General features: G+C 59.8%; 22 protein-coding genes and 1 pseudogene. 20 read left to right on the forward strand and 3 right to left on the reverse strand.

Features of this window, described 5'->3' with window-relative positions:
- The first annotated feature begins 118 nt into the window (after positions 1-118).
- The 6 genes and pseudogenes from GUY40_RS07590 (at position 119) to GUY40_RS07615 (ending at position 6,221) form a co-directional block, all read left to right on the forward strand.
- A complete protein-coding gene (locus GUY40_RS07590) occupies positions 119-1,006 on the forward strand; it encodes an IclR family transcriptional regulator (protein WP_256675666.1) in 888 nt (295 codons plus the stop codon).
- Between the two features lie 226 nt (positions 1,007-1,232).
- Positions 1,233-1,561 (forward strand): annotated as a pseudogene (locus GUY40_RS07595) (transposase); the annotation flags it as partial.
- A 150-nt stretch (positions 1,562-1,711) separates the two neighbouring features.
- On the forward strand, positions 1,712-2,803 hold the full coding sequence (gene psrA, locus GUY40_RS07600) for an iron-containing alcohol dehydrogenase PsrA (protein WP_166568336.1): 1,092 nt from the start codon (positions 1,712-1,714) through the stop codon (positions 2,801-2,803).
- A gap of 118 nt (positions 2,804-2,921) precedes the next feature.
- Positions 2,922-4,217: an MFS transporter gene (locus GUY40_RS07605; protein ID WP_166568337.1), complete on the forward strand. Its 1,296-nt coding sequence runs from the start codon at positions 2,922-2,924 to the stop codon at positions 4,215-4,217.
- A gap of 113 nt (positions 4,218-4,330) precedes the next feature.
- Positions 4,331-5,158 carry a phosphonoacetaldehyde hydrolase gene (gene phnX, locus GUY40_RS07610; protein WP_166568338.1) on the forward strand — a complete coding sequence of 276 codons (828 nt, stop codon included), beginning with the start codon at positions 4,331-4,333 and terminating at the stop codon, positions 5,156-5,158.
- Between the two features lie 187 nt (positions 5,159-5,345).
- Positions 5,346-6,221 (forward strand): LysR substrate-binding domain-containing protein, encoded by an 876-nt coding sequence (locus GUY40_RS07615; RefSeq protein WP_166568339.1) that lies wholly within the window; start codon positions 5,346-5,348, stop codon positions 6,219-6,221.
- 70 nt (positions 6,222-6,291) lie between these two features.
- On the opposite strand, the gene GUY40_RS07620 is transcribed toward GUY40_RS07615, so the two are convergent.
- Entirely contained in the window at positions 6,292-7,731 is a 1,440-nt protein-coding gene (locus GUY40_RS07620) for an MFS transporter (RefSeq protein ID WP_166568340.1), read from the reverse strand.
- 183 nt (positions 7,732-7,914) lie between these two features.
- Positions 7,915-8,808, reverse strand: a complete 894-nt coding sequence (locus GUY40_RS07625; RefSeq protein WP_166568341.1) for a LysR family transcriptional regulator — start codon at positions 8,806-8,808, stop codon at positions 7,915-7,917.
- A gap of 112 nt (positions 8,809-8,920) precedes the next feature.
- Here GUY40_RS07625 and GUY40_RS07630 point away from each other — a divergent pair, with 112 nt between their 5' ends.
- From GUY40_RS07630 to GUY40_RS07655, 6 genes are all read left to right on the forward strand, one after another.
- Positions 8,921-10,642, forward strand: a complete 1,722-nt coding sequence (locus tag GUY40_RS07630) for an acyl-CoA dehydrogenase family protein (protein WP_166568342.1) — start codon at positions 8,921-8,923, stop codon at positions 10,640-10,642.
- A gap of 32 nt (positions 10,643-10,674) precedes the next feature.
- Positions 10,675-11,862, forward strand: coding sequence for a CaiB/BaiF CoA-transferase family protein (locus tag GUY40_RS07635; protein WP_166568343.1), 1,188 nt, complete (start codon positions 10,675-10,677; stop codon positions 11,860-11,862).
- 77 nt (positions 11,863-11,939) lie between these two features.
- Positions 11,940-12,734, forward strand: a complete 795-nt coding sequence (locus GUY40_RS07640) for an enoyl-CoA hydratase (protein ID WP_166568344.1) — start codon at positions 11,940-11,942, stop codon at positions 12,732-12,734.
- Entirely contained in the window at positions 12,731-14,263 is a 1,533-nt protein-coding gene (locus GUY40_RS07645; RefSeq protein WP_166568345.1) for a 3-hydroxyacyl-CoA dehydrogenase, read from the forward strand. Before GUY40_RS07640 ends, GUY40_RS07645 begins: the two co-directional genes overlap by 4 nt.
- Before the next feature lie 34 nt (positions 14,264-14,297).
- Entirely contained in the window at positions 14,298-15,500 is a 1,203-nt protein-coding gene (locus tag GUY40_RS07650) for a 3-oxoadipyl-CoA thiolase (RefSeq protein WP_166568346.1), read from the forward strand.
- A gap of 98 nt (positions 15,501-15,598) precedes the next feature.
- Positions 15,599-16,918: an OprD family porin gene (locus tag GUY40_RS07655; RefSeq protein ID WP_166568347.1), complete on the forward strand. Its 1,320-nt coding sequence runs from the start codon at positions 15,599-15,601 to the stop codon at positions 16,916-16,918.
- An 88-nt stretch (positions 16,919-17,006) separates the two neighbouring features.
- Here GUY40_RS07655 and GUY40_RS07660 read toward each other — a convergent pair whose 3' ends face one another.
- Positions 17,007-17,579 carry a TetR/AcrR family transcriptional regulator gene (locus GUY40_RS07660; RefSeq protein WP_166568348.1) on the reverse strand — a complete coding sequence of 191 codons (573 nt, stop codon included), beginning with the start codon at positions 17,577-17,579 and terminating at the stop codon, positions 17,007-17,009.
- 250 nt (positions 17,580-17,829) lie between these two features.
- Here GUY40_RS07660 and GUY40_RS07665 point away from each other — a divergent pair, with 250 nt between their 5' ends.
- Genes GUY40_RS07665 through GUY40_RS07700 form a run of 8 tightly spaced genes read left to right on the forward strand, consistent with a single transcriptional unit; the run spans position 17,830 to position 23,444 of the window.
- Positions 17,830-19,116: an SRPBCC family protein gene (locus GUY40_RS07665; protein ID WP_166568349.1), complete on the forward strand. Its 1,287-nt coding sequence runs from the start codon at positions 17,830-17,832 to the stop codon at positions 19,114-19,116.
- A 5-nt stretch (positions 19,117-19,121) separates the two neighbouring features.
- Positions 19,122-19,505, forward strand: coding sequence for a hypothetical protein (locus GUY40_RS07670; protein WP_166568350.1), 384 nt, complete (start codon positions 19,122-19,124; stop codon positions 19,503-19,505).
- 14 nt (positions 19,506-19,519) lie between these two features.
- A complete protein-coding gene (locus GUY40_RS07675; protein WP_166568351.1) occupies positions 19,520-19,936 on the forward strand; it encodes a cupin in 417 nt (138 codons plus the stop codon).
- Complete coding sequence (locus GUY40_RS07680) at positions 19,933-20,259, forward strand: hypothetical protein (RefSeq protein WP_166568352.1); 327 nt, start codon at positions 19,933-19,935, stop codon at positions 20,257-20,259. The genes GUY40_RS07675 and GUY40_RS07680 overlap by 4 nt, the downstream gene beginning before the upstream one ends.
- Positions 20,256-21,491 (forward strand): NAD(P)/FAD-dependent oxidoreductase, encoded by a 1,236-nt coding sequence (locus tag GUY40_RS07685; RefSeq protein WP_166568353.1) that lies wholly within the window; start codon positions 20,256-20,258, stop codon positions 21,489-21,491. Before GUY40_RS07680 ends, GUY40_RS07685 begins: the two co-directional genes overlap by 4 nt.
- Complete coding sequence (locus GUY40_RS07690; RefSeq protein WP_166568354.1) at positions 21,488-22,045, forward strand: nuclear transport factor 2 family protein; 558 nt, start codon at positions 21,488-21,490, stop codon at positions 22,043-22,045. Before GUY40_RS07685 ends, GUY40_RS07690 begins: the two co-directional genes overlap by 4 nt.
- 19 nt (positions 22,046-22,064) lie before the next feature.
- Positions 22,065-22,433 carry a non-heme iron oxygenase ferredoxin subunit gene (locus tag GUY40_RS07695; RefSeq protein WP_166568355.1) on the forward strand — a complete coding sequence of 123 codons (369 nt, stop codon included), beginning with the start codon at positions 22,065-22,067 and terminating at the stop codon, positions 22,431-22,433.
- 3 nt (positions 22,434-22,436) lie between these two features.
- Positions 22,437-23,444 carry an asparaginase gene (locus tag GUY40_RS07700; RefSeq protein WP_166568356.1) on the forward strand — a complete coding sequence of 336 codons (1,008 nt, stop codon included), beginning with the start codon at positions 22,437-22,439 and terminating at the stop codon, positions 23,442-23,444.
- Positions 23,445-23,588 lie beyond the last annotated feature (144 nt).

Here is a 23,588-nt window from a genome sequence, read left to right on the forward strand (position 1 = left end):
CATATGGCGCTGAATACAGCGACCAAGCAAGCACTGTTCTGCTCTGCTGAACACTGTTTGAATAGTTGGAACGCGGATGGCACTATCTATATAGGTTGTTGAATCGTGAAGGCGGGCCATGGCGATGAATGAAAAGCACAGAGGAACGACGCCTGCAGCGTTGCGGCAGGGAGAATCCGGCAGTCACGCGGCACCGGAGGATTGGCATTCTCCGACCAAGCATTACCTGTCGGATGAGTTCGCTGATGATCGGCAATTTGCCGCGACCTTGGCCCGCGGCCTTGAGATTTTGCATTGCTTCACTGCGCGCGAGACCCAACTTGGCAACGCGGAACTTTCCTCGCGAACCGGGATGCCGAAAGCGACGATCTCACGCTTTACCTATACGCTGGTGCGCTTGGGCTATCTGCGAATCAACCGTCTGAACAACAAATATCAGTTGGGCTCAGCCGTGCTATCGCTGGGTTACCCGCTACTTGCCAGCCTCAATATCAGGCAGATCGCCAGGCCGTTCATGAAGGAACTGGCGGATCATATCCGCGGTTCGGTGTCGATTGGCATGCGTGACCGACTCAGTGTGGTGTACCTGGAAAGCAGCCGCAGCGCTGCACCGATGAGCCATCCACCCGACGTGGGCCTGAGCTATCCCATCGCCCGGACGGCGATGGGCCGCGCAATCATTGCCGCGTCTTCGCGTGAAGAACGTACGGCACTGCTCAACGAAATCAAAGTCCGGACGCCTGACGACTGGAATACCTTTCATACCCGCATCGAACAGGCTATCCAGGATTTTCATGAGCGTGGTTTTTGCGTGTCATACGGCGATCTGCGGCGTGAAATTCATGCCGTCGCTGTCCCGATGCGGGCAATGGCCGATGGTGAGATTCTGGTATTCAACTGCGGCGTACCGGCGTTTATGCTCAATGACGGGCAACTGACAAACGATATTGGTCCGCGGCTTGTTTCCATGGTGCGTAGCATCGAAGGGATGATGGGCATTTATTAGTCGCAGATGCAGCAGGAGCGCCCGAACAGCGCCGCCGATGCTCCTTTACAGAAGCTCAAAAAGCTTGGCTTCGGGTACAGCTATAAAACGTGGCCAAAGAAGAAGTTAAGGCTTGGCGCATACTCGAGTAATTGATCGCCCCATGGCTCGGCAGCACGGCGACGACGCTCTCACTGATAGAGCCTGTGGTTGCGGCGGTCCTGGCGGTTGCCATTGGATCAGGTCGATTCACCTGTTGCAGAACTGGTTCTCGCTGAGCGACCCGGCCATGGAAGAAGCGCTGTATGAAATCGCGCCCATGCGCCAGTTTGCCCGTCTAACCCTGAGCGCGCCGATCCCTGAAGACACCACGATCATGAATTTCCGGCACTTGCTGGAAAAGCATAAGTTGGCGCCGGCGATCCTCGCGGTCATCAATGGTTACTTGCAGGAAAAGGCCTCTCCTTGCGTCAGGGCACCATCGTCGATGCCACGATTATCCATGCGCCCAGCTCGACCAAGAACGAAGACGGCAAGCGCGACCCAGAGATGCACCAAACGAAGAAAGGTAACCAATGTTGCCTGTGTGGCCCAGCATTTTGACGAAGTGTCGCGCTCAGTATCGGCTGGACAGATAGATACCTGCGATCAATCGATTTGAGCTGTTGGACGGGGTCGCCGACTATTGCGACACCTTCCAACACCCGGAAAAACCCAGGAGTCGTCATGACTGCTCGTTTCCACAACCCGGTCGACACGCGCTTTGGCTGCGGCAGCCTCCAAGAGCTTGTCGCCCTCACCGAACACCAGAAAGTAGCCTTGGTGACCTTCCCCGAGGCCCGCGGACTGGGCTTGGTTGATCGTATCCAGAACCTGCTGGGCGAACGCCTGGTGTACCTGGTAGAGGATGTCCAGCCCAATCCGGATGTCGCCCAGTTGCGCAGGACCTACGAACGCTTCTGGCGCGAGGCTGGCGACTGCCAGGTGGTCATCGCAGTGGGCGGTGGCAGCGCTATCGACACGGCCAAGGCGCTGATCGTTGGCACCGAAACCGGCAGCTTCGACGAACTGCTGTCCTTGTTGGCGACTGGCAAGCCCTTCGTCCCGGCTCGCAGTAAAGCGCTGATCGCGGCGCCGACTACGGCCGGAACGGGGAGCGAAGTGACCCCTTGGGCTACCATCTGGGACTCTGCCAGCCAGAAGAAATACTCGCTGCATCTGGACAGCACCTGGCCCAAGGTAGCCATAGTCGACCCGGAATTGATGCTGACTGTACCTGCCGGCGTTACTGTCTCGACCGGGCTGGATGCACTGTCTCATGCGCTGGAATCGATCTGGAACGTCAATGCCAATCCCATCTCGGACAATTTCGCGATTTCGGCCATCGAGGACATCCTCGAATGCTTGCCAAAGCTCCATCGTGACCTGACTGACAAGGAGCTGCGTTCGCGGATGGCATTGGCCGCGCTCAAGGCCGGCATGGCCTTTTCCAACACCAAGACTGCGCTGGCCCACTCCATCTCCTACGAGATGACCCTGCGCCATGGGCTGCCCCATGGCATCGCCTGCTCCTTCACCCTGCCGCTGGTCCTTGGCCTGGCCTGGGGCCGCGACGAAGCACGCGACCGGACCCTGCAACGGGTGTTCGGCAATGACCTGGCCAAGGCCCAGGCCCAGCTGCGCGAGTTCCTTCACAGCCTCCAGGTGAAGACGGAGTTCAACGACTATGGCGTGACGGCGAAGGAAGCCGAGGAGATGATTGAGCTTGCCATGCAGGGCGCACGAGGCAAGAACTTCATCGGCTCGCGAGCCGCCTAGGGATCTGCCCCCCGACCCACCTGCGGCTCGTCGAGCTGCGGCGATTTCCTGATGCACCAATTAAAGAGTGCCACCCCGCCAGCCCCGACCGGCGGGAGCGAACAAGAAGGAAAACATCATGAATCGTGCCGATACCCTGTCTGGTCTTGCAGTACCCACCTCATCGTTCCGTGTGGTCCAGTGGCGGATGCTCCTGGCCGCCATGTTCTGTTACTTGTTTTTCTACACCGGTCGACAGACCTTCGGTTTTGCCATTCCGGGCATCCAGGCCGAGTTTGGCTTGAGCAAGGAAACGCTCGGCTGGGCATCGGCTGTCATGCTCTGGGCGTACGCCATTGGCCAGGCAATCAACGGTAACCTGGCCGACAAGTTCGGCGGCCGACGCATCATGAGTCTGGGTGCCGTGCTGTCGTGTGGCGCCAACTGGGTGACGAGCTTCGCCGGCGGCCTTGTCAGCCTGATCTTGCCCTGGGGTCTGAACGGATACTTCCAGGCACTGGGCTGGGCGCCGGGCAGTCGTCTGCTGTCCAATTGGTGGAGCGCCGGCGAGCGCGGCAAGGTTTATGGCTTTTACGTGTTCGCAGCCGGTTGTGCGTCGATTCTTTCTTACGTGACTTCGATAGTCGTTCTCGAAGTGTTGCAGCTGGAGTGGCGCTGGATCTTCCGTTTACCGGTTCTGCTGATGCTCGCCGGTGGCATCCTCTTCTACCTGGTTGCCCGTGAACGCCCGCAAGACCTTGGCTTCGAACCGCTCGCCGACACTGGGGTTGCCAATGCCGATGACAAAGACAAGGAGGTGGCACACGGGCAAGACGAAACCTCCACGCAACGCTACAAGGCGGTACTGAAGAACTTCCGCCTGATGATCGCCGCCGTGTCCCTGGGATTCCAGAACGCCGCCCGCTACGGCCTGATCGTCTGGGTACCGGTGCACTTTCTGGGTGCCGACTGGAAGAGCGGTGACAGCTTCATCGACCCCAAGTGGATCACCGTGGCCCTGCCGGTGGGTATGGCGATCGGCGCTCTGAGCAATGGTTGGGTTTCCGACAAGTTGTTCGGCTCCAGGCGTTACCTGGCGATCATGCTTTACATGTTCCTTGGTGCGCTGACCAGTCTGTGGATGTGGAGCCTTCCTGCCCATAGCGGCATCGGCCTGGTGGCGCTGTTTCTGTGTGGTTTCTTCGTCTACGGGCCTGCTTCCAGCTTCTGGGCGCTGTGCCCTGATCTGGTGGGCGCCAAACGCGCAGGTACCGCAACAGGGGTGATGAACTTCGCGTCCTACCTGTTTGCCGGCCTTGCCGAACCCCTGATCGGCAGCCTGCTCGACAGCACCGGGAATACCTCGCTGATATTCATCGTGGTCACCGCCGCCTGCCTGTCCAGTGCCCTGGTCGCGCTATTTATCAGGCGTTGAAACGCAGCCTGCCAGAGTCACCACCGCCTTGACCCACATTGGTAACCAAGCTACGGGAACACTCCTCTTGTACGAGAGGGGAGGCCCCACTCACCCTAAATCGGAGATTCACCATGCAATACAAGCAACCTACCCAACTGAAAGCTGTAGTCCTGGACTGGGCGGGTACCGTCGTCGACTTCGGTTCCTTCGCGCCAACCCAGATTTTCGTGGAAGCGTTCGCTGAGTTCGGTGTCGCCGTCTCCCTGCAAGAGGCTCGAGGCCCGATGGGCATGGGCAAGTGGGACCACATCCGCACCCTGTGCAACCAACCGCAGATCGCTGAACGCTACCGTGCCGCCTTCGACCGCCTGCCGACCGATGATGACGTCACTGCCCTCTACGAGCGCTTCATGCCGCTGCAGATCGAGAAAATCGCCCTGCACTCGGCCCTGATCCCTGGCGCTCTGGAAGCAATCGCCGCCTTGCGCGGCAAGGGCCTGAAGATCGGCTCCTGCTCCGGTTACCCGGCGGTGGTGATGGAGAAGGTGATAGCGCTGGCTCGTCAGAATGGCTATGTCGCCGACCACGTAGTGGCCACCGACGAAGTGCCCAATGGCCGCCCGCACCCAGCCCAGGCCCTGGCCAATGTGATCGCTTTGGGTATCGACGACGTGGCTGCCTGCGTGAAGGTCGATGACACCTGGCCGGGGATCCTCGAGGGTCGCAGCGCTGGCATGTGGACTGTCGCGCTGACCTGTTCCGGTAATGCCCTGGGCCTGACTTTTGATCAGTACAAGGCCCTGTCAGAGGAGCAACTGACGCAAGAGCGCGCACGCATCGCTCAGATGTTCGAAGGCTCGCGCCCGCACTACCTGATCGACACGATTACTGACCTGCCGGCGGTGATCGACGACATCAACCAGCGGCTGGCTCGCGGTGAGGTACCGCAGGCCTGCTGAAGCCAACTGGGCGGGTTAATCGATAGCAGGGACTGCCTTGGAAGCTGATTGAAGGCGATGATTATGGGCCGCGATAGGTCTCATGCTTACGCGGCCTCTGTCGATACAGCGTCAGGGTCGCCTATTCGTCAGGCGCTGAACTGGACGGACAACCAGACTCATTGACGCTTCAGGAATCGGACTGTTTATGTACCAGTATCATAAGTGGCTGCGCTCCTTTCATGCCGTAGCCAGAACGGGGAGCTTCACATTGGCCGCCGAATACCTGAGTGTCGGCCAGCCCACCATCAGCGAACAAGTCAGTGCGCTGGAAAAAAAGTTTTCGGTGGAGTTATTTCATCGTCGCGGACGATACATCGAAATGAGTTCGGCAGGGCGCATGTTGTATGACATCACCCAAGGGTTGTTTGGCCAGGAGGACGAGGCCTTGCAACTGTTACAGAGCTTCCGGCAACGAAAGCAGGGCATGCTTCGTATCGGTGCAGTATCACCTCCGATTGCCATGAGCCTGACCTATGAACTGATGCAGCAGTATCCGGACGTCAAGCTGGAGACCTCGTTCGCCACTGAAACAGGGACGCTGGACCGTTTGTATAACTTCGATATTGATGTGGCGATTCTGGCACTGTCGGAGTTCGACCCCCGCTTGAGCACGCAGCTGTATCGAACCTGTCCGATTTTTGCTGTGGTTCGCGACGACCACCCGTGGGCGAGCCAGACGCAGGTCAGCGTCAAGGAAATCACCGGTCAGCGCGTAGTGCTGCGCGAGAAAGGTTCGCGCACTCGGCAACTGGTAGAAGAAGGTTGTAGGGCACACGCTGTCAGCCTGGACTGCGCCATGCAGCTCAACAGTCGGGAGGCTATCGTCCATGCTGTCGTTCAAGGAATAGGTATCGGCTTCGTATCAGCAGTTGAATATGCCGACAGACCGGGTACCAAGGCGATCTCATTCATCGAACAACCCTTTCACATCAGCTATTTCCTTTGCTGCCTGGGAATACGTCGCAATCGACCGATTATTTCGGAGCTCTTAGATTCCTGCGCCCACCCGAAGCCCCGGTAGAACTTGGTGTATTAAGCAATGTAACAACAGTGTCCACCTTTATCGATGGACACTGTCGCAAGCGTTGATGTCAGGAGGAGGCGTTTGGCGCCAGTGCTGCGCGAACAGTCGGTTCAGTGTCGGGGAGGCCGCCTGAACTCTGTTTCCCATTGGCCTTGAGCGCAGGGGACTGGTTCAGATGATCGCCAGCGAGCTCATCGGCGTCCGCCTGCTCTGCGGTAGAGAGAGCCGATGCAGTGTGCCCGATACGTTTCAGCAGCATGAGCATGCACACTAGAGAAACCAGGGCATAGGAGGCCGAGACCATTGCCACACCGATGATACTGCCGGTTGAGTTGAGAATGCTTTGTGCCAACACCGGCGTCGCGCCGGCTACCAGCAATGAACAGAGCTGGTAGGACATCGACAAGCCACTGTAACGTACCTTGGTCGGGAAAGCGCGTGCCAGGATGCCGCCGACGGCGCCGTAATACATTGCGTGCGGAATGGTGGCCAGGCACATGCCGAGCACCGCGACCCAGTAGATCCTGGTTTCCACCGCATAAAACATCGCCGGCATGAGGATCAGTTCCGGGATCACCATCAGGGCGACCGCCTTGCGCATGTCTATCTTCGAGACCAGCAGTGCGCCGAAGGGCTGGACAATGAACTGGACGACCAGGGCAATAATAATGACGCTGAGGAAGGTGCTTTGTTCGTAACCCAACTCTTTGGTGGCCCAGGACAGCGCAAAGGTACTCTTGAAGTAAGTGACATGGATGATCGGTAATACACCGGCACCGAGAAGCACTATCCGCCAATGGTTGCGCAGCACTTCCAGAATCGGCAGCTTGACGGTCTTCTTCTGCTGCATGAGACGTTTCATGTCCTCCGACTCTTCAAGCTTGAGGCGAATGACCATGCCAACGATCACCAGCGCTGCGGACAGCAGGAAAGGAATTCGCCAGCCCCAAAGCATGAAATCCGACACGGGAATGGCGCTCAGCGCGAAGAAGACGATGGTTGCCAGCAGGTTACCCGCGGGGGAGCCCTGTTGGGCGAAGGCGGCATACATAATGCCCTTGCCCTTGGGGGCGTTTTCGCTGGCGATAAGTATGGCACCTCCCCATTCGCCACCCACGGCAACCCCCTGAATGATACGGAGAACCACTAGGGAAATCGGGGCCCAGACGCCGATCTGAAGGTAAGTGGGCAGCAGGCCGATGCAGGTGGTGGCCACCCCCATCATGATCAGCGTGATCACCAGGGTGGTCTTGCGACCAATCTTGTCGCCCAGGTGACCAAAGATGATCCCGCCTATTGGTCGTGCGACAAACCCGGCCCACAGCGTGAGAAAGGAGAGCAGGGTGGCTGTGCCAGGCGCAAGGTCGGCCGGAAAGAATACCTTGCCAAAGACCAGTGCAGCGGCAATGCCATAAACATAGAAGTCATACCACTCGATGGTCGTTCCAATGAACGAGGCTATTCCTGCCTTGCGAGCTCTTTTGTGGGCGTCCTGGGGGGCATTCATATTAATACCTGCTTGTTATTGTTTGTATATAACCCTTCCAAAGCAGCTGAGGGGTTATTTTTAACAGATCGGCCTATAAGTGTTGCCAAGTCCGATTGCTGGGAGCCTATACGTGCAGGATTAAAAAAAATAATGATTAATAATTATTGTGTGATACAAGATTTCGTATGATTGATTTCCACGCTATGTAGCCTGGGCGGCTGCAATGGCTTTGAATAATGCAAGGAAGCTTTGCGCGGCGGCGGACGGCAAGGCAGCCTGATGAATGGCATTCATTTCCGAGTACGCGCCGTTGCCGTTGAATTCGCAGTAATGCACCCCTTCCTTCCAGGTCATGGCCAACGTCTGAGGCACCAGGGTTACGCCCATTCCGTAAGCCACCATGGATACCGCTGTTTGCCAGAGCCGGCTCTCGTGACGGATCCGCGGGCTGAAACCAGCCGCCACACAGTGCGCGATAATCAGATCGTGATAGTGCGGTGAGACGTTGCGCGGAAACAGGATGAAGTCGTCGTCCGCGAGGTCCGCCAGGTCAATTCGCGATTGTCCCGCCAGTCGATGAGAGGCGGGCAGGCAGCAGAGGAATGGTTCGCGGAGCACGGTTTCGCAACAGATACTCTCGGGAAATCTGCTCCCGTGAACGAAACCGATATCGATCTGGCCGCGCAGTAATGCCTGAGCCTGCTCGGCACTGTTCATCTCCATCAACACGATCTCGGTATCGGGGTGTTCCCATTCGAAGATCTTGACCGCCTGCGGCAGGCCGCGATGCAGCGTTGAGTTGACGAAGCCGACACTCAGACGTCCGGCGAAACCCTGGGCTGAACGCAAGGTCAGGTGCTTGGCCTGCTCGGCCCGCAGCAGCAGGTAACGCGCCTCGTCGAGCAGCACCTGGCCGGCGTTGGTCAGGCTGACCGATTTGTTGTTGCGGTTGAGCAACTGGATGTCCAGTTGGCTTTCGAGCTTCTTGATGTCAAAGCTCAGGGCGGGTTGGGAGATGAACAATCGCGCAGCCGCTCGTCCAAAATGCAGCTCTTCGGCGACGGCGACAAAGTAACGAAGTTGCTTGAGATCCATGCTGATCCGCCTCATCTACGATAATTTTTCATTATCGTAGATGATTTATTTTGTATTAGATACTTATGGGTGACGACCTTACTCTTGGATCACAAAAATCAGGAGAGTCACCATGAATGCCCTGTCAGAACGCGATCACGACCCACTGAATATCCCTGATAGCCGGGGTCTGAACCTGTTCGAATGCGATACCGGCCTGGCGGCTTTGCTCAAGGTTTACCTGCCGTCCGAACTCTATGCCCAATGGCTGCCGACCTGGCAGCAACTCGGCGCACGAGCCGGTGGCGAGCTGGATGTGCTGGCACTTTCGGCCGACAAGAACCCGCCGAAACTGTTGCCGCGTACCCGTCGTGGTGAAGACATTGAGAGCATTCAGAAACACCCGGATTTCGTCGAGCTGGAGCGGGTGGCCTATGCCGAGCTCGGCCTGGCTGCGATGAGCCATCGTGACGACGGCACGTTGCCACTGACCAAGTATGCCTTGACCTATCTGTTCGTACAGGCCGAGTTCGGCCTGTGCTGCCCGGTGAGCATGACCGACTCCCTGACCCGCACCTTGCGCAAGTTTGGCTCCCCCGAGCTGGTGGAGCGGTACTTGCCATCCCTGGTCTCGCAGGATTTCGACACGCTGTTCCAGGGCGCCATGTTCATGACCGAGCAAGCCGCTGGCTCCGATGTCTCACGCACCCAGACCCGGGCCAGGCTGACGGACGGCGAGTGGCAGTTGTTTGGCGAAAAGTGGTTCTGCTCCAATCCCGATGCGGACCTGGCCATGGTCCTGGCGCGTCCCGAAGATGCGCCGGAGGGTATGCAGGGCGTGAGCCTGTTCCTGTTGCCCAAGCTGCGCCCGGATGGTTCGCGCAACGCCTACCGGATTCAGCGCTTGAAAGACAAGCTCGGTACGCGCTCGATGGCCAGCGGCGAGATCACCCTTGAAGGCGCCACCGCTTACCTGATTGGCGAAGTCGGTCGCGGGTTCCAGCAAATGGCCGACATGGTCAATATGTCGCGCTTGTCCAACGGCGTGCGCGCGGCCGGGTTGATGCGCCGGGGTGTTAACGAAGCGATGTACATCGCGCGTCATCGTCGGGCCTTTGGCAAGCACTTGATCGACATGCCGCTGATGCAGCGGCAGTTGCTGAAAATGATGTTGCCCACCGAGCAGGCGCGCTCGATGTTCATGCAAATTGCCACGCTGTTGCCCAAGGCTGATGCCGGCGATGAGGCGGCGCGCAAATGCGTGCGCATCCTGACCCCGCTCATCAAGTTCCGTGCCTGCCGCGACGCGCGCCGGGTCACCGGCGATGCCATGGAAGTGCGTGGCGGGATCGGCTACATCGAAGAGTGGAGCGATGCCCGACTGGTGCGCGATGCCCACCTGGGTTCGATCTGGGAAGGCACCAGCAATATTGTGGCGCTGGATATCGGCCGCGCCGTGACCCGGGAGCAGGCCCTCGAACCGTTGCATCAGCATCTGGTCAGCGTTCTGGCCGAGGCCGCCTTGCCGGCTGCCAGCCATGGTTTGTTCGAGTCCGTGCTGCAACGGACCGTGGCGCGACTGGCCGAGGTTGCCCATGAGCGCCGCGATGAACAGGTACGCCAGGCCGGTAGTTCGCTCTATCACATCGCCACAGCGATTTTCATGGCCTGGGAAGCCAGCCGTCAGCCTGATGATGCTCGCCGCCTGGCCCTGGCCCATCTGCTGCTGCAACACAAGCTTTTACCGCGCGACCCGCTGAGCCCTGAGCCTGCGATCGACGCCGAACTGCTGTCGCGCCTGGCCAATGAAAGCCCGCTGTCGCAAGCCGAAGCCATGCAGTTGTTGCCGGTCTGACCGGCCCTCACCCGATTGAGCAGAGTGTACTTATGAATCAGTCCAAAGGGGCCCTCGAGGGCCTGAAAGTGATCGACCTCAGCCGAGTGCTGGGCGGGCCTTACTGTTCTCAGGCATTGGCGGACCATGGCGCCGAAGTGATCAAACTGGAACCCTTGAGCGGCGATGAGACGCGCGGTTGGGGGCCTCCCTTCGAGGGCGCGGACGCTTCGTATTTTCGCGGCGTCAACCGTAACAAACAGGGCATCGCCGTGGACCTGTCCCGGCCCGAAGGCATCGAGCTGCTGATGTGCCTGCTCGAAGGCGCCGACGTACTGATCGAGAATTTCAAGCCCGGTACCTTGAAGCGCTGGGGCATCGATTACACCGAAGTCCTGAGCCAGCGTTTTCCCGGGCTGATCCACTGCGCGATCTCCGGTTTCGGTGCCGATGGCCCGTTGGGTGGCCTGCCAGGTTACGACGCCGTGATCCAGGCGATGGCCGGGCTGATGAGCGTCAACGGTGAAGCCGACAGCGGTCCGCTGCGCATTGGCCTGCCGATCGTCGACATGGTGACGGGCCTGAATGCCTTGGCGGGGGTTCTGCTGGCACTCAATGAGCGCCATCGCAGTGGGCTGGGGCAGTCCCTGGACATCACCCTGTACGACTGCGGTGTGTCGTTGCTGCATCCGCATGTGCCTAACTATCTGGCTTGCGGCAAGACCCCGCAGCTGACCGGCAATGCCCATCCCAATATTGCCCCCTATGACAGTTATTGCACGGGCACCGAGCCGATTTTCCTGGCGGTGGGTAACGATGGCCAGTTCGCCAAATTGTGCGAGCAACTGGGTGCCGGCGAAATGCTGGAGGATCCGCGCTTTGTCAACAACGGCACGCGTTCGGTCAACCGCGAGGCGCTCAAGCAGGCGTTGGAGATGCACTTGGCCAGCCATGATGGGGCTGCTCTGGCGCAACAACTGATCCGGGCCGGGGTGCCTTGCGGGGCAATCGCGACGATCGACACCGTGGTTGCCCACCCGCATACCGCGCACCGCGGCCTATTGGTGGATATCGGCGGCTACCGGGGTATCGGCTCCCCGGTGAAGCTTTCGCGGACCCCGGCCACTTACCGCAGTGCACCCCCAGCCTTGGGGGAAAACACCCGTGAAGTGCTCGAAGGCCTGGGTCTGGAGGCGCAGGTGATCGACCAGCTCTATGCAGCCGGCATCGTTCGCGGTTAACGCGGCATGCGGATAACGCCAGCTGCGCTTGTGGCTGGCACCCGACTTAGCCCATACACCCTGTAGCAGGAGAGCCCATGAGCTTTGACCCTGTTTGTCCTGAACCCATGGTTTTGCTGGAGCAGCCCGCGCCGGGCGTGGCGCTGCTGCGGCTCAATCGTCCCAAGGCGCGCAACGCTCTGAACATGGCGTTGCGCGAGGAGCTGGCCGGACATTTTCGGCGCCTCGATGAGTGCCCCGTTACCCGAGTCATCATTCTCACCGGTAGCGATACGGTATTTGCGGCGGGCGCGGACCTCGGCGAGATGGTCGACGCAACGGCGCTGGATCTGTATGCACGGCATGCCGAGCGCCATTGGCAAGCCATTTCGGCTTGTCGCAAACCGGTAATCGCCGCGGTCAACGGCTTCGCCCTGGGCGGTGGCTGCGAGCTGGCGATGCATTGCGACTTGATCATTGCCGGCACGTCAGCGCGCTTCGCTCAACCGGAAGTCAAGGTCGGCGTCATGCCGGGTGCGGGCGGGACTCAGCGCTTGCTGCGTGCCGTCGGCAAGTTCCAGGCGCTGCGCATGTTGTTCACGGGCTGCCAGGTAACCGCCGAAGAGGCGTTGCAAATGGGGCTGGTCAGCGAGGTGGTGGCGGACGCCGAGACCCTGTCGTCGGCCCTGGCAATGGCCGTCGCCATCGCCGATATGCCGCCGATCGCCATTGCGCAGATCAAGGAAGTGGTGCTCGCAGGGATGGATTTACCGCTGGAGCAGGCGCTGACCCTGGAGCGCAAGGCCTTCCAGTTGCTGTTTGGCTCCAGTGATCAAAAAGAAGGCATGCAGGCCTTCCTGCAAAAACGCAAACCGGAGTACCTCGGTCAATGAACCCGCAACCACTGCAACGCATCGGTCTGGTCGGTACTGGCGCGATGGGGCAGGGCATCGCCCAGGTCATGGCCCTGGCCGGCTTGAACGTATCACTGTTCGATGCGCGCCCAGGTGCGGCGAGCACCGCTCGAGCACAACTGGCGACGACCTTCGCCATGTTGCAAGAGAAGGCCCGTATCACTCCGCAAGCGGCCACCGTGGCGCTGGCGCATTTGCAAGTGGTCGATCGCCTGGAAGCCTTGGCTGATTGCCAAGTGGTGATCGAGGCGATCATCGAGGATCTGGAGGCCAAACAGCGTCTGTTCCGGCAACTGGAGGAGGTGCTCGATGAAGCGACCGTGCTGGCGAGCAATACCTCGTCACTGTCGATCACCGCGATCGCTTCAGTCTGCGGGCACCCCGAACGTGTGGCCGGGCTGCATTTCTTCAACCCGGTACCGCTGATGCGTCTTGTCGAAGTGATCGGCGGTATCGCTACCCGGCCTGAAGTCATCGAGCAACTGCAGGCGCTGGTCCGGCGTATCGGTCATTACCCGGCCAGCTCCAAGGATTCCCCGGGGTTTATTGTCAACCACGCAGGCAGGGCCTTTGGCACCGAGGCGTTGCGCATTCTCAGTGAGGGCGTAGCACCGGCCGCGTTGATTGACACCGTACTGCGCGACGGTGCCGGCTTTCGCATGGGGCCGTTCGAGTTGTTGGACCTGATTGGCCTGGATGTCAGCCTGCCGGTGATGGAGTCGGTGTACCGGCAGTTCTATGAAGAGCCCCGTTACCGGCCCCATCCGCTGCTGCGATTGATGCAAGCGGGAGGGCACCTTGGGCGTAAAAGTGGCCAGGGGTTTTATCGGTACAAGGACAAGGACACTGCGCCGCGGGTGGTTCAAACCGTGCCGCACTGTCCCCAGCTACCTCCCGTCTGGGTGGCGGGCGATGATGAAATCGGCAGGACGCGACTGTTGGCTTTGCTTGAACAGCTGGGTGTCGAGGTCGAGAGCGGCCCGCGGCCGTCTGCCGAGGCCTTGTGCCTGTTGGCGCCGCTGGGTGAGGACGCCACCGAATCAGCCCTGCGGCACGGCACAGATCCCGCGCGCACGGTGGCGATCGATACCTTGCTGGATCTCGGTAGTCTGCGTTGCCTGATGCTCAACCCGGCGACCCGGGCGGACATGCAGAGCGCCGCCCACGCGCTGTTCAGCGCCGATGGCGGCACGGTTGTGATCATCCGGGACAGTTGCGGATTCATCGTTCAGCGCACCCTGGCGTCGATCGTCAACCTGGCCTGCGATATCGCTCAACAAGGCATCGCCTCAGTCTCCGATATCGATACGGCGGTGCGGCTGGGCCTTGGTTATCCGCAAGGGCCGCTGGAGTGGGGCGACCAGTTGGGCGCGGCTCGTCTGCTGCACATTCTGGAACGTATGCATGCCCTCACCGGTGACCCACGTTACCGCCCTGGCAGTTGGCTACGCAGACGGGTGCGGTTGGGAATGTCCCTGTGTCAGCCAGAAAACCTTCTACCGGCCTGAGTCGATTCAACCCTTATTTTTCGGGAGCTTTGCCATGCTTGATGCCTATGTTTATAGCGGTTTACGCACGCCTTTTGGGCGACATGCCGGCAGCCTGTCCGGGGTGCGCCCGGACGATTTGGTCGCAGGGCTCTTGGCCCGACTGATGGAAACATCGGGCTTGCCAACGGATGCGCTGGAAGATGTGATTCTCGGATGCACCAATCAGGCTGGCGAGGACAGCCGCAATCTGGCCCGCAATGCCTTGCTCAGTGCCGGCCTGCCCTGGTCAGTGCCTGGGCAGACGGTCAACCGCTTGTGCGCCAGCGGGCTGTCGGCAGTGATCGACGCGGCGCGGGCCATCACCTGCGGCGAAGGCCGGCTGTACCTGGCTGGCGGCGTTGAGAGCATGTCGCGGGCGCCCCTGGTGATCGCCAAGGCCGAGAGCGCGTTCAGTCGAACTCAAGAGATGGCGGACAGTACCATCGGCGCACGCTTCTCCAACCCGAAGTTGGTGCAGCGTTATGGCAACGACAGCATGCCCCAGACCGGCGATAACGTTGCCCTGGAGTATTCCATCAGTCGCGAGGACGCTGATCGTTTCGCCGCCGCGTCTCAAGCGCGTTACCAGGCGGCCTTGCAGGCTGGCGTGCTGGACGACGAAATCATGGCCATCGACGTGCCGACCGGGCGCAAGGGACAGACCCAGCGCGTCAGCCACGACGAGCATCCGCGACCACAGTCCGACCTGGCGGCATTGTCGCGGTTGCAGCCGCTGTTCCCGAACGGTGTTGTCACGGCCGGCAACGCCTCGGGTATCAACGATGGTGCCGCCGCATTGTTGCTGGGAAACCGCGAGATCGGCAGGGCGCATGAGGTGCAACCCATGGCACGGATTCTCTCCTCGGCAGTGGTCGGAGTGGAGCCCCGGATCATGGGCATCGGCCCGCACCGGGCGATTGAGGTGGCCTTGCAGCGGGCCGGTATCAGCCTCGCGCAGGTCGATTTGATCGAGATCAACGAAGCGTTCGCGCCACAAGTGCTGTCCTGTCTCAAGGCGCTGGAACTCAGTTTCGACGATCCGCGGGTCAATCCCAACGGCGGTGCTATCGCCATGGGTCATCCATTGGGCGCGTCCGGTGCCCGGCTGGTGCTGAGTGCCTGTCGCACGTTGCAACGCAGCAACCTGCGTTACGCCGTTGTCAGCCTCTGCGTTGGGGTGGGCCAGGGCGTAGCCATGGTGATCGAGCGCGTCTGAACCCGTCATGACCCGGGTTCTGGGGGAGGGGGCGCAGTCCGGCCCCCCTTCGGAAAAAGTCATCCATAACAACAATAATCTGGCTGGACTTACATCCCATGAAAAAATCTCTTGGTCTGCTGGGTACCGGCGCTTGCCTGCTGTCCCTTGGTCAGAATGCCTCGGCCGACTTTATCAGTGACAGCAAGGCCACGCTGGGTATGCGCAACTACTACTTCAACAACGACTACCGCGACCGAGCCGGTCCTGCCGGACAAAGTAAAACAGAGGAGTGGGCGCAAGGTTTCATGCTCAATTACGTTTCGGGCTATACCCGCGGCACCTTGGGCTTTGGCATCGATGCATCGGGCTTGCTCGGCGTGACCCTGGACAGCGGCCAGGGCCGCCATCGCGGCAGCTCGATGATCCCGTCCGACGGTGATGGCGCCGTCGATGAATGGAGCCGCCTGGGCCTGACCGCAAAGGCGCGCCTGAACAAGTCAGAAGTGCGTTACGGCACGCTGACGCCCAAGCTACCGATCTTGCAATCGAGCGACGGTCGAGTGCTACCGCAGACCTTCGAAGGGGGCCAGATCACCAGCAATGACATCGACAGACTGACGCTGACTGCCGGGCAATTGGAGCAGGCTACTGGGCGTGGTTCCAGCGACAGCACCGGGTTGGCGGTCAGCGGTGGTCGTCAGGAAAGCAACACGTTTTTCTTCGCCGGCGCCGACTACAAGGTCACCAAGGACTTGGTCGCCCAGTACTACGCGGCCAAGCTTGAGGACTACTACACCCAGCAATTTTTTGGTTTGCAGCATGCCCAGGGCCTGGGTGAAGGCCAGTCGATCAAGACCGACCTGCGTTACTTCGACACCCGCTCCAGCGGCGCCAACGGCAGCGCCAGCGGCCGTGCCGACGGTTACCGGGTGGGCGGCTACTCGCGCAACGGTTCGGGAGAAATCGATAACCGGACCTGGAGCGCGATGCTCACCTACAGCCTCGGTGGCCACGCACTGACGGGGGGCTACCAAAGTGTTTCTGATGGCAGCAACTTCGTTCAACTCAATCAGGGCACCTTGCCCGGCAAGGGGGCCGCTGGCGCGAGCCTCTACCTGTTTACCGATCGTATGCTCACCAGCTTCAACCGCGCCGGCGAACGGACCTGGTTCACTCAATACGCCTACGACTTCGCGGCGTCAGGCATTCCTGGCCTGCGCGCTTCGCTGGTCTACCTCAACGGCGACAACATCAAGACCACCTCAGGCCGCGACCAACAGGAGTGGGAGCGCGACATGGCGCTGGACTACGTCATCCAGGCTGGCACCTTCAAGGGCGTCGGTTTCGGGTGGCGCTATGGCGTCCTGCACTCCCAGGCGGATGCCAACCAAGACCAGAACCGCGTGTTCGTCAGCTACACCCTGGCGCTGTTCTGATGTTTCTTCCCATGACTGGGCCCGGCGCCTGGAGCGCCGGGTAAAACGTGGGATGCTGATTCATCGGCTTCAGCTCTCTTGTTAACGCTCAATTCGGCAGCAGCATATCTGTAAACAGATCAGCAATTTTCTCCATGTCTCGGCAATCACCCATGCGTTGATTGATGACGAACCCGTCAAATGCCATCCACAGGATGTGTGCCAACAGGCCGTCGGTGACCAGGTGGTGGCGGTCCTCAGGCAGGGCATCGAGCAGCATCTCGCTGATCTGCTGCTCTGACCACTTGAGTAAATCATTCGGTTTGCCCTGTTGGCGGGGAGCGCTTGCCAAGGCTTCGATCATGCAGTTGGCAAATGCCTGGTCGGCAACGGGAAGCTCCGACCAAACCCCGATCAAGATTCGTTTTAGCCGTGCTCGTTGCTGACGGAGACGGCTGACGGATTCCTTTAGCCGGATGACCTGGTCTTGAAACCACGGCGTGTAAATCTCGTAAAGAATCAGAATCTTGGAGTCGAAGTAGACGTACAGGTTCGACACCGTCACGCCTGCTTCGCGCGCAATGCTGCTCATGGTGGTCGCCGTGTATCCCTTGTGTTTGAACAGGGTGAACGCGGATTCGACGATGGCATCGCGGATTTCCATTTTCTTTATTTGCGCCACGCACTACTCCTGCTGATCAGTCTCGCACACACACGTGCAACGGGGGCGAATCATACCAGCTAGAGCCATTACGGTGCCGCTCGGCTGGAAAATCCATTCGTGCCAACGCGTCCCTTTACAGATTTGCAGTCGTTTTACAGGGCTTCGTAGCCGCTGGCTGTCTGTTTTGTGGGGCTATTGACAGCTAGCCACACCGAAATACAGAATGGCATTCGTTAATTGGACGAACTGATGGGGTTTGAGAAAAATAATGAGCACCAAGCGCACCTTTATCACAGACGACTATCCCGAGCTGGGCAAAGGCCCGGTGCCGGTAGAGCCCTATATTTCTCCTGACTACTACGAGCGGGAAAAAGAGCACATTTTCAAGAAGACCTGGCTTGAGGTGGGGCGTGTAGAAGAGATCCCCAACGCCGGGGACTACATGGTCAAGGACCTGCCGTGCGCTGATGCGTCAATCATTGTTGTGCGTAACAAGAAGGGCCAGATCAATGCCATGCACAACGTCTGCTCTCATCGGGTCAACCAGATCGCCTACGAAAAATGCGGCAATACCCGCAAGTTTTCCTGCAAATTCCACGGTTGGGCCTTTGATCTGGATGGAAACCTGACCGGCGTTCCCGAAGAAGAGTGCTTCTTCGACCTGGACAAATCTGCCAATGGCCTGGCGCGAGTCGCCTGCGAAATCTGGCAAGGCTTCATCTTTATCAATATGCAGGCTGAACCGGCGCAATCGCTTGAGGATTATCTCAAGCCCATGTTCGGTTCGATCGAGGGTTACCCGTTCGAAAAGCTGACCTGCGGTTTTTCCTGGGTCAGCGAAGTGGAGTGCAACTGGAAGCTTGCCCTGGATGCGTTCCAGGAGGCCTATCACGTGGCCTACATTCATGGCCTGTCGATCGCCGATGCGGTTGAAAAGGACGAAAATGGCAGCATGCCGCCGCTCGGTGCGCTGTGTGGTGAATACCACCGCCGGTTGTCACTGTCGGGTAACCAGAAGTCGGTCTACGGCAATCCCAAGGCCATGACCGAAGGGGGGGCAGCCTTTGAGGAAGCGCTGGCAGAGGCGACCAGGTCCAAGCCCATCTCGGCGGCGGCGCTGCGCGGCGCCGTGGGTAGCGCCAGGCATGATTTTCCGATCGAGGCATTGCCCGAGGGCATGAATTGGACCAGGAGCCCTAACTGGTTGTTCGACATCAACGTCGTCTTTCCAGACCTGTACCTGTCCCTGCGACCCAATTATTTCCAGTGCTACACCTTCCGCCCCACCGCCTACAACCGTACGCGCGTCGAATGCCGGGTGTTCTACCCAGAGATGACCACGGCGGGTGGGCGCTTCTTCATCGAGTACATGAAGGTCGCCTTGCGCGATGTGTTGCTCGAAGACATGAGCACCGTGGAGCGCACGCAAAAGGCCGCTGAAACCGGCGCCAAGCGCTTCATGTTCCTGCAGGACAACGAAATTCTCGTGCGCCATAACTATCACGCTGTCGAGCGCATGCTCGAACGCAATGCTGCTCAAGCCGCAGGGGAGTGAAGCCCATGAATATGATTGCAACCTCGCAGGCTGATCACCCGGTCAACGTGCTGCTGCCCGAGCCATTCCAATCGCTGCAGGCCTATATCGGCGTGTGGGCGCTGGACACTGAAACCGAGCGCAATATCCAGCGTCACCGCCAGTCGATGCCAAGCATCATCGCCTTCAAGGACGCCATGATGGCGCAGATCGATGCGCTGCTTGAGTTCGTTAATCGAAAACCCTTGGCAGAGCTCGATGAGGTGGAGACCACCTTGCTCAAGCTGCTGCTGTCTCTGGCTGAAATTGCCCCCACGGTCGAATGTTACAACCAGCAGGAAGTGGTGTACGGGTTTGATCCGCGCCGCTTCGTGGCAGAAGAGGATTTTTCTCTCAAGCCTGTTTATTGAGCGCGGAGGTGGCTATGGCCAAGTGCAGAGTTTTTGGTATTGACGACGGGCTCAAGGAAGTCGTCGCCGACGGGTTGTACATGAAGCACCTGTTCGGCGAGCGCATCAGTGTTTCGGTGGTGAAGTTTGTAGAAAAAGTCGGGCATGACCTGCCTGCCAAGGCCCACGTCCATGGAGAAGAAGCGTCGTTGCAGCTGGTCGGCGAGTGCACGGTCTTTGAAGGTACTGGCCTGGTCGATGACGTCGCGGTGCCCATGATGGCGCGCAGCGCAATGATTATTCCCGCGCAGTTGAGCCATTACGGCAGCAACCGTTTTGGCCAGCAGGGCGTCAGCATGCGGCTGAATGTGGTCACGCCGCCGCGACCGGAGTTCGGGCCGGAAGATAGCGTGCCTTATTACCCACTCAAGGATCGGGGAGGTCAGTCATGAGCACTCAACAGTGTCTGCTCACCCCGCCACTGGACGCTTCTGCGGTCAGCGCTATCAGTGGTGATGCCTTCGATCTGCAATTGCGCCGGTTTGTCCAGGGTGAGGCGGTGGAGGGCGGAATCAGCGATCTGGGCGAGGAGGTCGGCGCTATCGTCGAAGGCAGCTTCGATGTATTCGCCGCCGATGAGTCCTACAGCCTCAGTGCCGGTGAGGCGATCCTCATCCCGGCGCACGAACCGCGGCGTTGGGTCTGCACCTCGGCCCAGGGGCTGCTCTATCGAGCCATTGTGCGCAATAGCGACGTGCAGGAGGGTGCGCCATGAGCGTTCGGCGAATCGCTATTGTCGGTGCCGGCCATGCTGGCGGTCGAGTCGCTCAACATCTGATCGAGCTGGACAGCCGTTGTCAGGTGCTGCTGATCGGTGATGAGCCGTATGCGCCCTACGAGCGTCCGGCCTTGTCCAAGGCCGTGTTGGCCGGCGAGCAGGCCTGGGGCGAGCTGATGCTGGCTGCGGACGAATTCTGGACCGCGCATGACCGGCTGGTGCGTATGACCGCGCGTGTGGTTGGGCTTGATAGCGACCAGCGTTGCCTGCGGCTCGATGACGGTCGTCAGGTCGAGTTCGATGAACTGGTCGTGGCCACCGGCGGTGTGGCGCGATCGTTGAAGGTGCCCGGCGGTGATTTGCCTGGCCTTCATGTTCTCAGAGGGATCGGCGACTGTGAGAAGTTGGCCGGGGCCTTGGAAAGTGGTTCGCGATTGTTGGTGATCGGAGCTGGCGTCATTGGCATGGAAGTCGCGGCAACCGCATCAGGGCTGGGCGTCGCGGTGACGGTGCTGGACGTGTCTGATCAGGTCATGCGCCGATGCCTGCCGGCTGCTGTTTCGCAGTGGCTGGCGGCGCAGCATCAGCATGCGGGGGTCGTCCTGAAGTCGCAAGTCGGCGTGCAGTCCATTGTCCATGACGGCGCTGTCTACCAGGTTCAGGTGCAAGGCCTGGAGGGGAGGTGTGAGGTCCTGGAGGCAGAGCAGGTACTGCTCGCCATTGGCATCGACTGCGATACCGGGTTTCTTGAACAGACTGGAATCACTTGCGTCAATGGTGTCGTGGTCGATGCTTTCTGCCGCAGTCCCGATGCGTCCTGGTGCTACGCCGTGGGCGATGTTGCCAATTGCGACAATGCATTTTACGGCCGGCCTTTGCGTCAAGAGACGTGGCGCAATGCTGAAAACCAGGCGCTGGCCGTCGCTCAACAGATTGTCGGAGCTGCGCAGCCATACAGTGAAATTCCGTGGATGTGGACCGATCAGTTCGGGCACAACATTCAGGTCGTCGGGCTGATCGACGAAGCTGATGGACATGTCTGGCGTGGGGATCTCGCGCAAGGCAAGGCGACGATGGTGCTCCTCAAGGAGTGCCGAGTGGTGGCGGCGGTCATGGTCAATCAGGGCAAGGAGCGCAAGGCACTGGAAGCGCTGATTCGTGGTCGGCGACAGATTGACGAAGCGCTGCTCAGTGACGTGTCGGTGTCATTGAAGGCGGTGGCGGCATGAGCGATTTTTCCCAATTGACCGAGCGCCTGCAGCGGCTGGAGGCAGTCGAGGCCATCAGGCAGCTCAAGGCCCGGTACGCCGCATTGGCCGACGCCAAATACACGGCCGATTACCGCCAGCGGGAGCCCGAGCGGCTGAGCGAGCTGGCCAAGGCGCAGGCGGCGTGCTTCACCTCGCAGGCGGTCTGGCATGGCGCCGAGTTCGGGGGTGATCGCGTGGGGCGAGAAGCGTTGGCGCAATGGTTCGAGCAGTCTCCGTGGTGCTTTGCTGCGCATTACTACGTGGGGGCGGATATCGAAGTCGACGGCCAACAGGCCAGGGCCGCCTGGCGTCTGTGGCAGCTGGCCCTTCGCGCTGACAACGCTGAGGCCGTGTTGCTGATGGCGCGCACCGAGGAAACCTATCAGTACAGCGAAGCTGAAGGCTGGCTGATCGATTCGATGCGCTTTTGTGACGTCCAGGTGGCGGCGCTGGGTAACGGCAGCTTGCCGCTGGCGCCTGGGCTTGAAGCATTGCGCGCGCGAACCCTTTCTCCGATGCGCACCGCGCATTAATTGATGGAGCGATATTTCCATGACTGCATCGCAAGCATTGATATTTCCTGAGCAAACGAAAAGTGGGCAATGGATTGCCGTAGGGACTGTGGCCGAGCTGTTTGACCAGGGCGATTGCGTGGGCGTCCAGGTCAATGGCCGCAAAGTCGGCCTGTTCAAAGTCGACGACCAGTTGTTTGCCGTTGACGATATTTGCACCCATGGCAACGCGCTGCTCAGCGACGGTGATCTGGAGGGTTATGAAATCGAATGCCCGCTGCATGCCGGGGCGTTCGACCTGCGTAATGGCAAGGCGCTGTGTAGTCCGTTGGTCAAGAATACTCGATGCCATTCGGTCAAAGTCGAAGGCGATGGCGTGTTCGTGCAGCTCGCCAGTGGGGAGGCTTGATCGATGAATTCTGAGCACCGGCCCAAAATCGCCGTCATAGGCACCGGCGGTACGTTCGCCATGCAAGCCCGCAACCTGTTCGATTGGGTTGAATACAGTGAAAGTGGAGTGGTCTTGCCCATTGATCATTTACTGGAGCAATTGGGCGCAGCGGCCCCCCATATCGAATGTGTTCCCGTGCCGTTTCGGGCGCTGGGCAGCACCGCGATCACCCCGGCCGATTGGCTGGAGCTTGCCCGGCTGATCGAACGTACAGCGAGCGAGCGCCCGGACATCGAAGGGTTTGTCATCACTCACGGCACCGCCACGCTGGAAGAGACAGCATATTTCCTCGACCTGGCCCTGGACCTTGAGGTTGGGTTGGTATTGACCGGTGCCCAGCGTCCGCTCAATACCGCGGGCAGTGATGTATTGACCAACTTGCGAGCCGCCCTGGCGGTGGCGAGCTGTGAGCAGGCCAAGGAGTGCGGCGCGCTCGTGGTCATGGATAACAAAGTCTACTCCGCCCGCGACGTGAGCAAGAGTTCGAGCTTCGATCTCAATGCGTTCGAAGCCGTTCCTTTTGGGCCGCTGGCGCAGGTGGATGCCCTGGCTCAGGTTCACTGGCGACGGTTTATGCCGGTCAATGGCTGGCATGCACGCTTTCAGTTCGAGGGCGTCAATGCGCTTGCACGGGTTGATATCGCCACTTCTTACGCCGGTGCCGACGATGTGGTCATTGATGCGCTGGTTGCCGCCGGAAGCCGGGCAATCATTTGTGCCGGATTGGCCCCGGGGCGGCCGGCCGCGGGTGAGATGGCCGCCATCAGGCGGGCAACTGCCGGTGGGGTCGTCGTGGTACAGGCGACCCGGGCTGTGCGCGGTCATGTTCCGCCGCAGGCGTTTCTGGAGCGCGACAGTGTGATGGCCGGTGGTGATCTGAGCCCTCACAAGTTGCGCATATTGCTGATGTTGGCCTTGACCCAGAATATGGAGGCTTCGCAGTTGCAAGCGTGCATTCTCGCGGCGTAAGTCGTTAGGGCGCATTGGGCCGTGGTGCGGCGTCGTTCCAAAAATAATAAATAGTGCGTGTGGGTGTCTGGTAGTGGGCACCTGTGGCTTTTCTTTGCCTGCTGCTTCGTGAAGCGATGCGTTGCCAATTGGTGCGCGTCCGGT

It is taken from the genome of Pseudomonas sp. R5(2019), from assembly GCF_009905435.1.
GTDB lineage: Bacteria > Pseudomonadota > Gammaproteobacteria > Pseudomonadales > Pseudomonadaceae > Aquipseudomonas.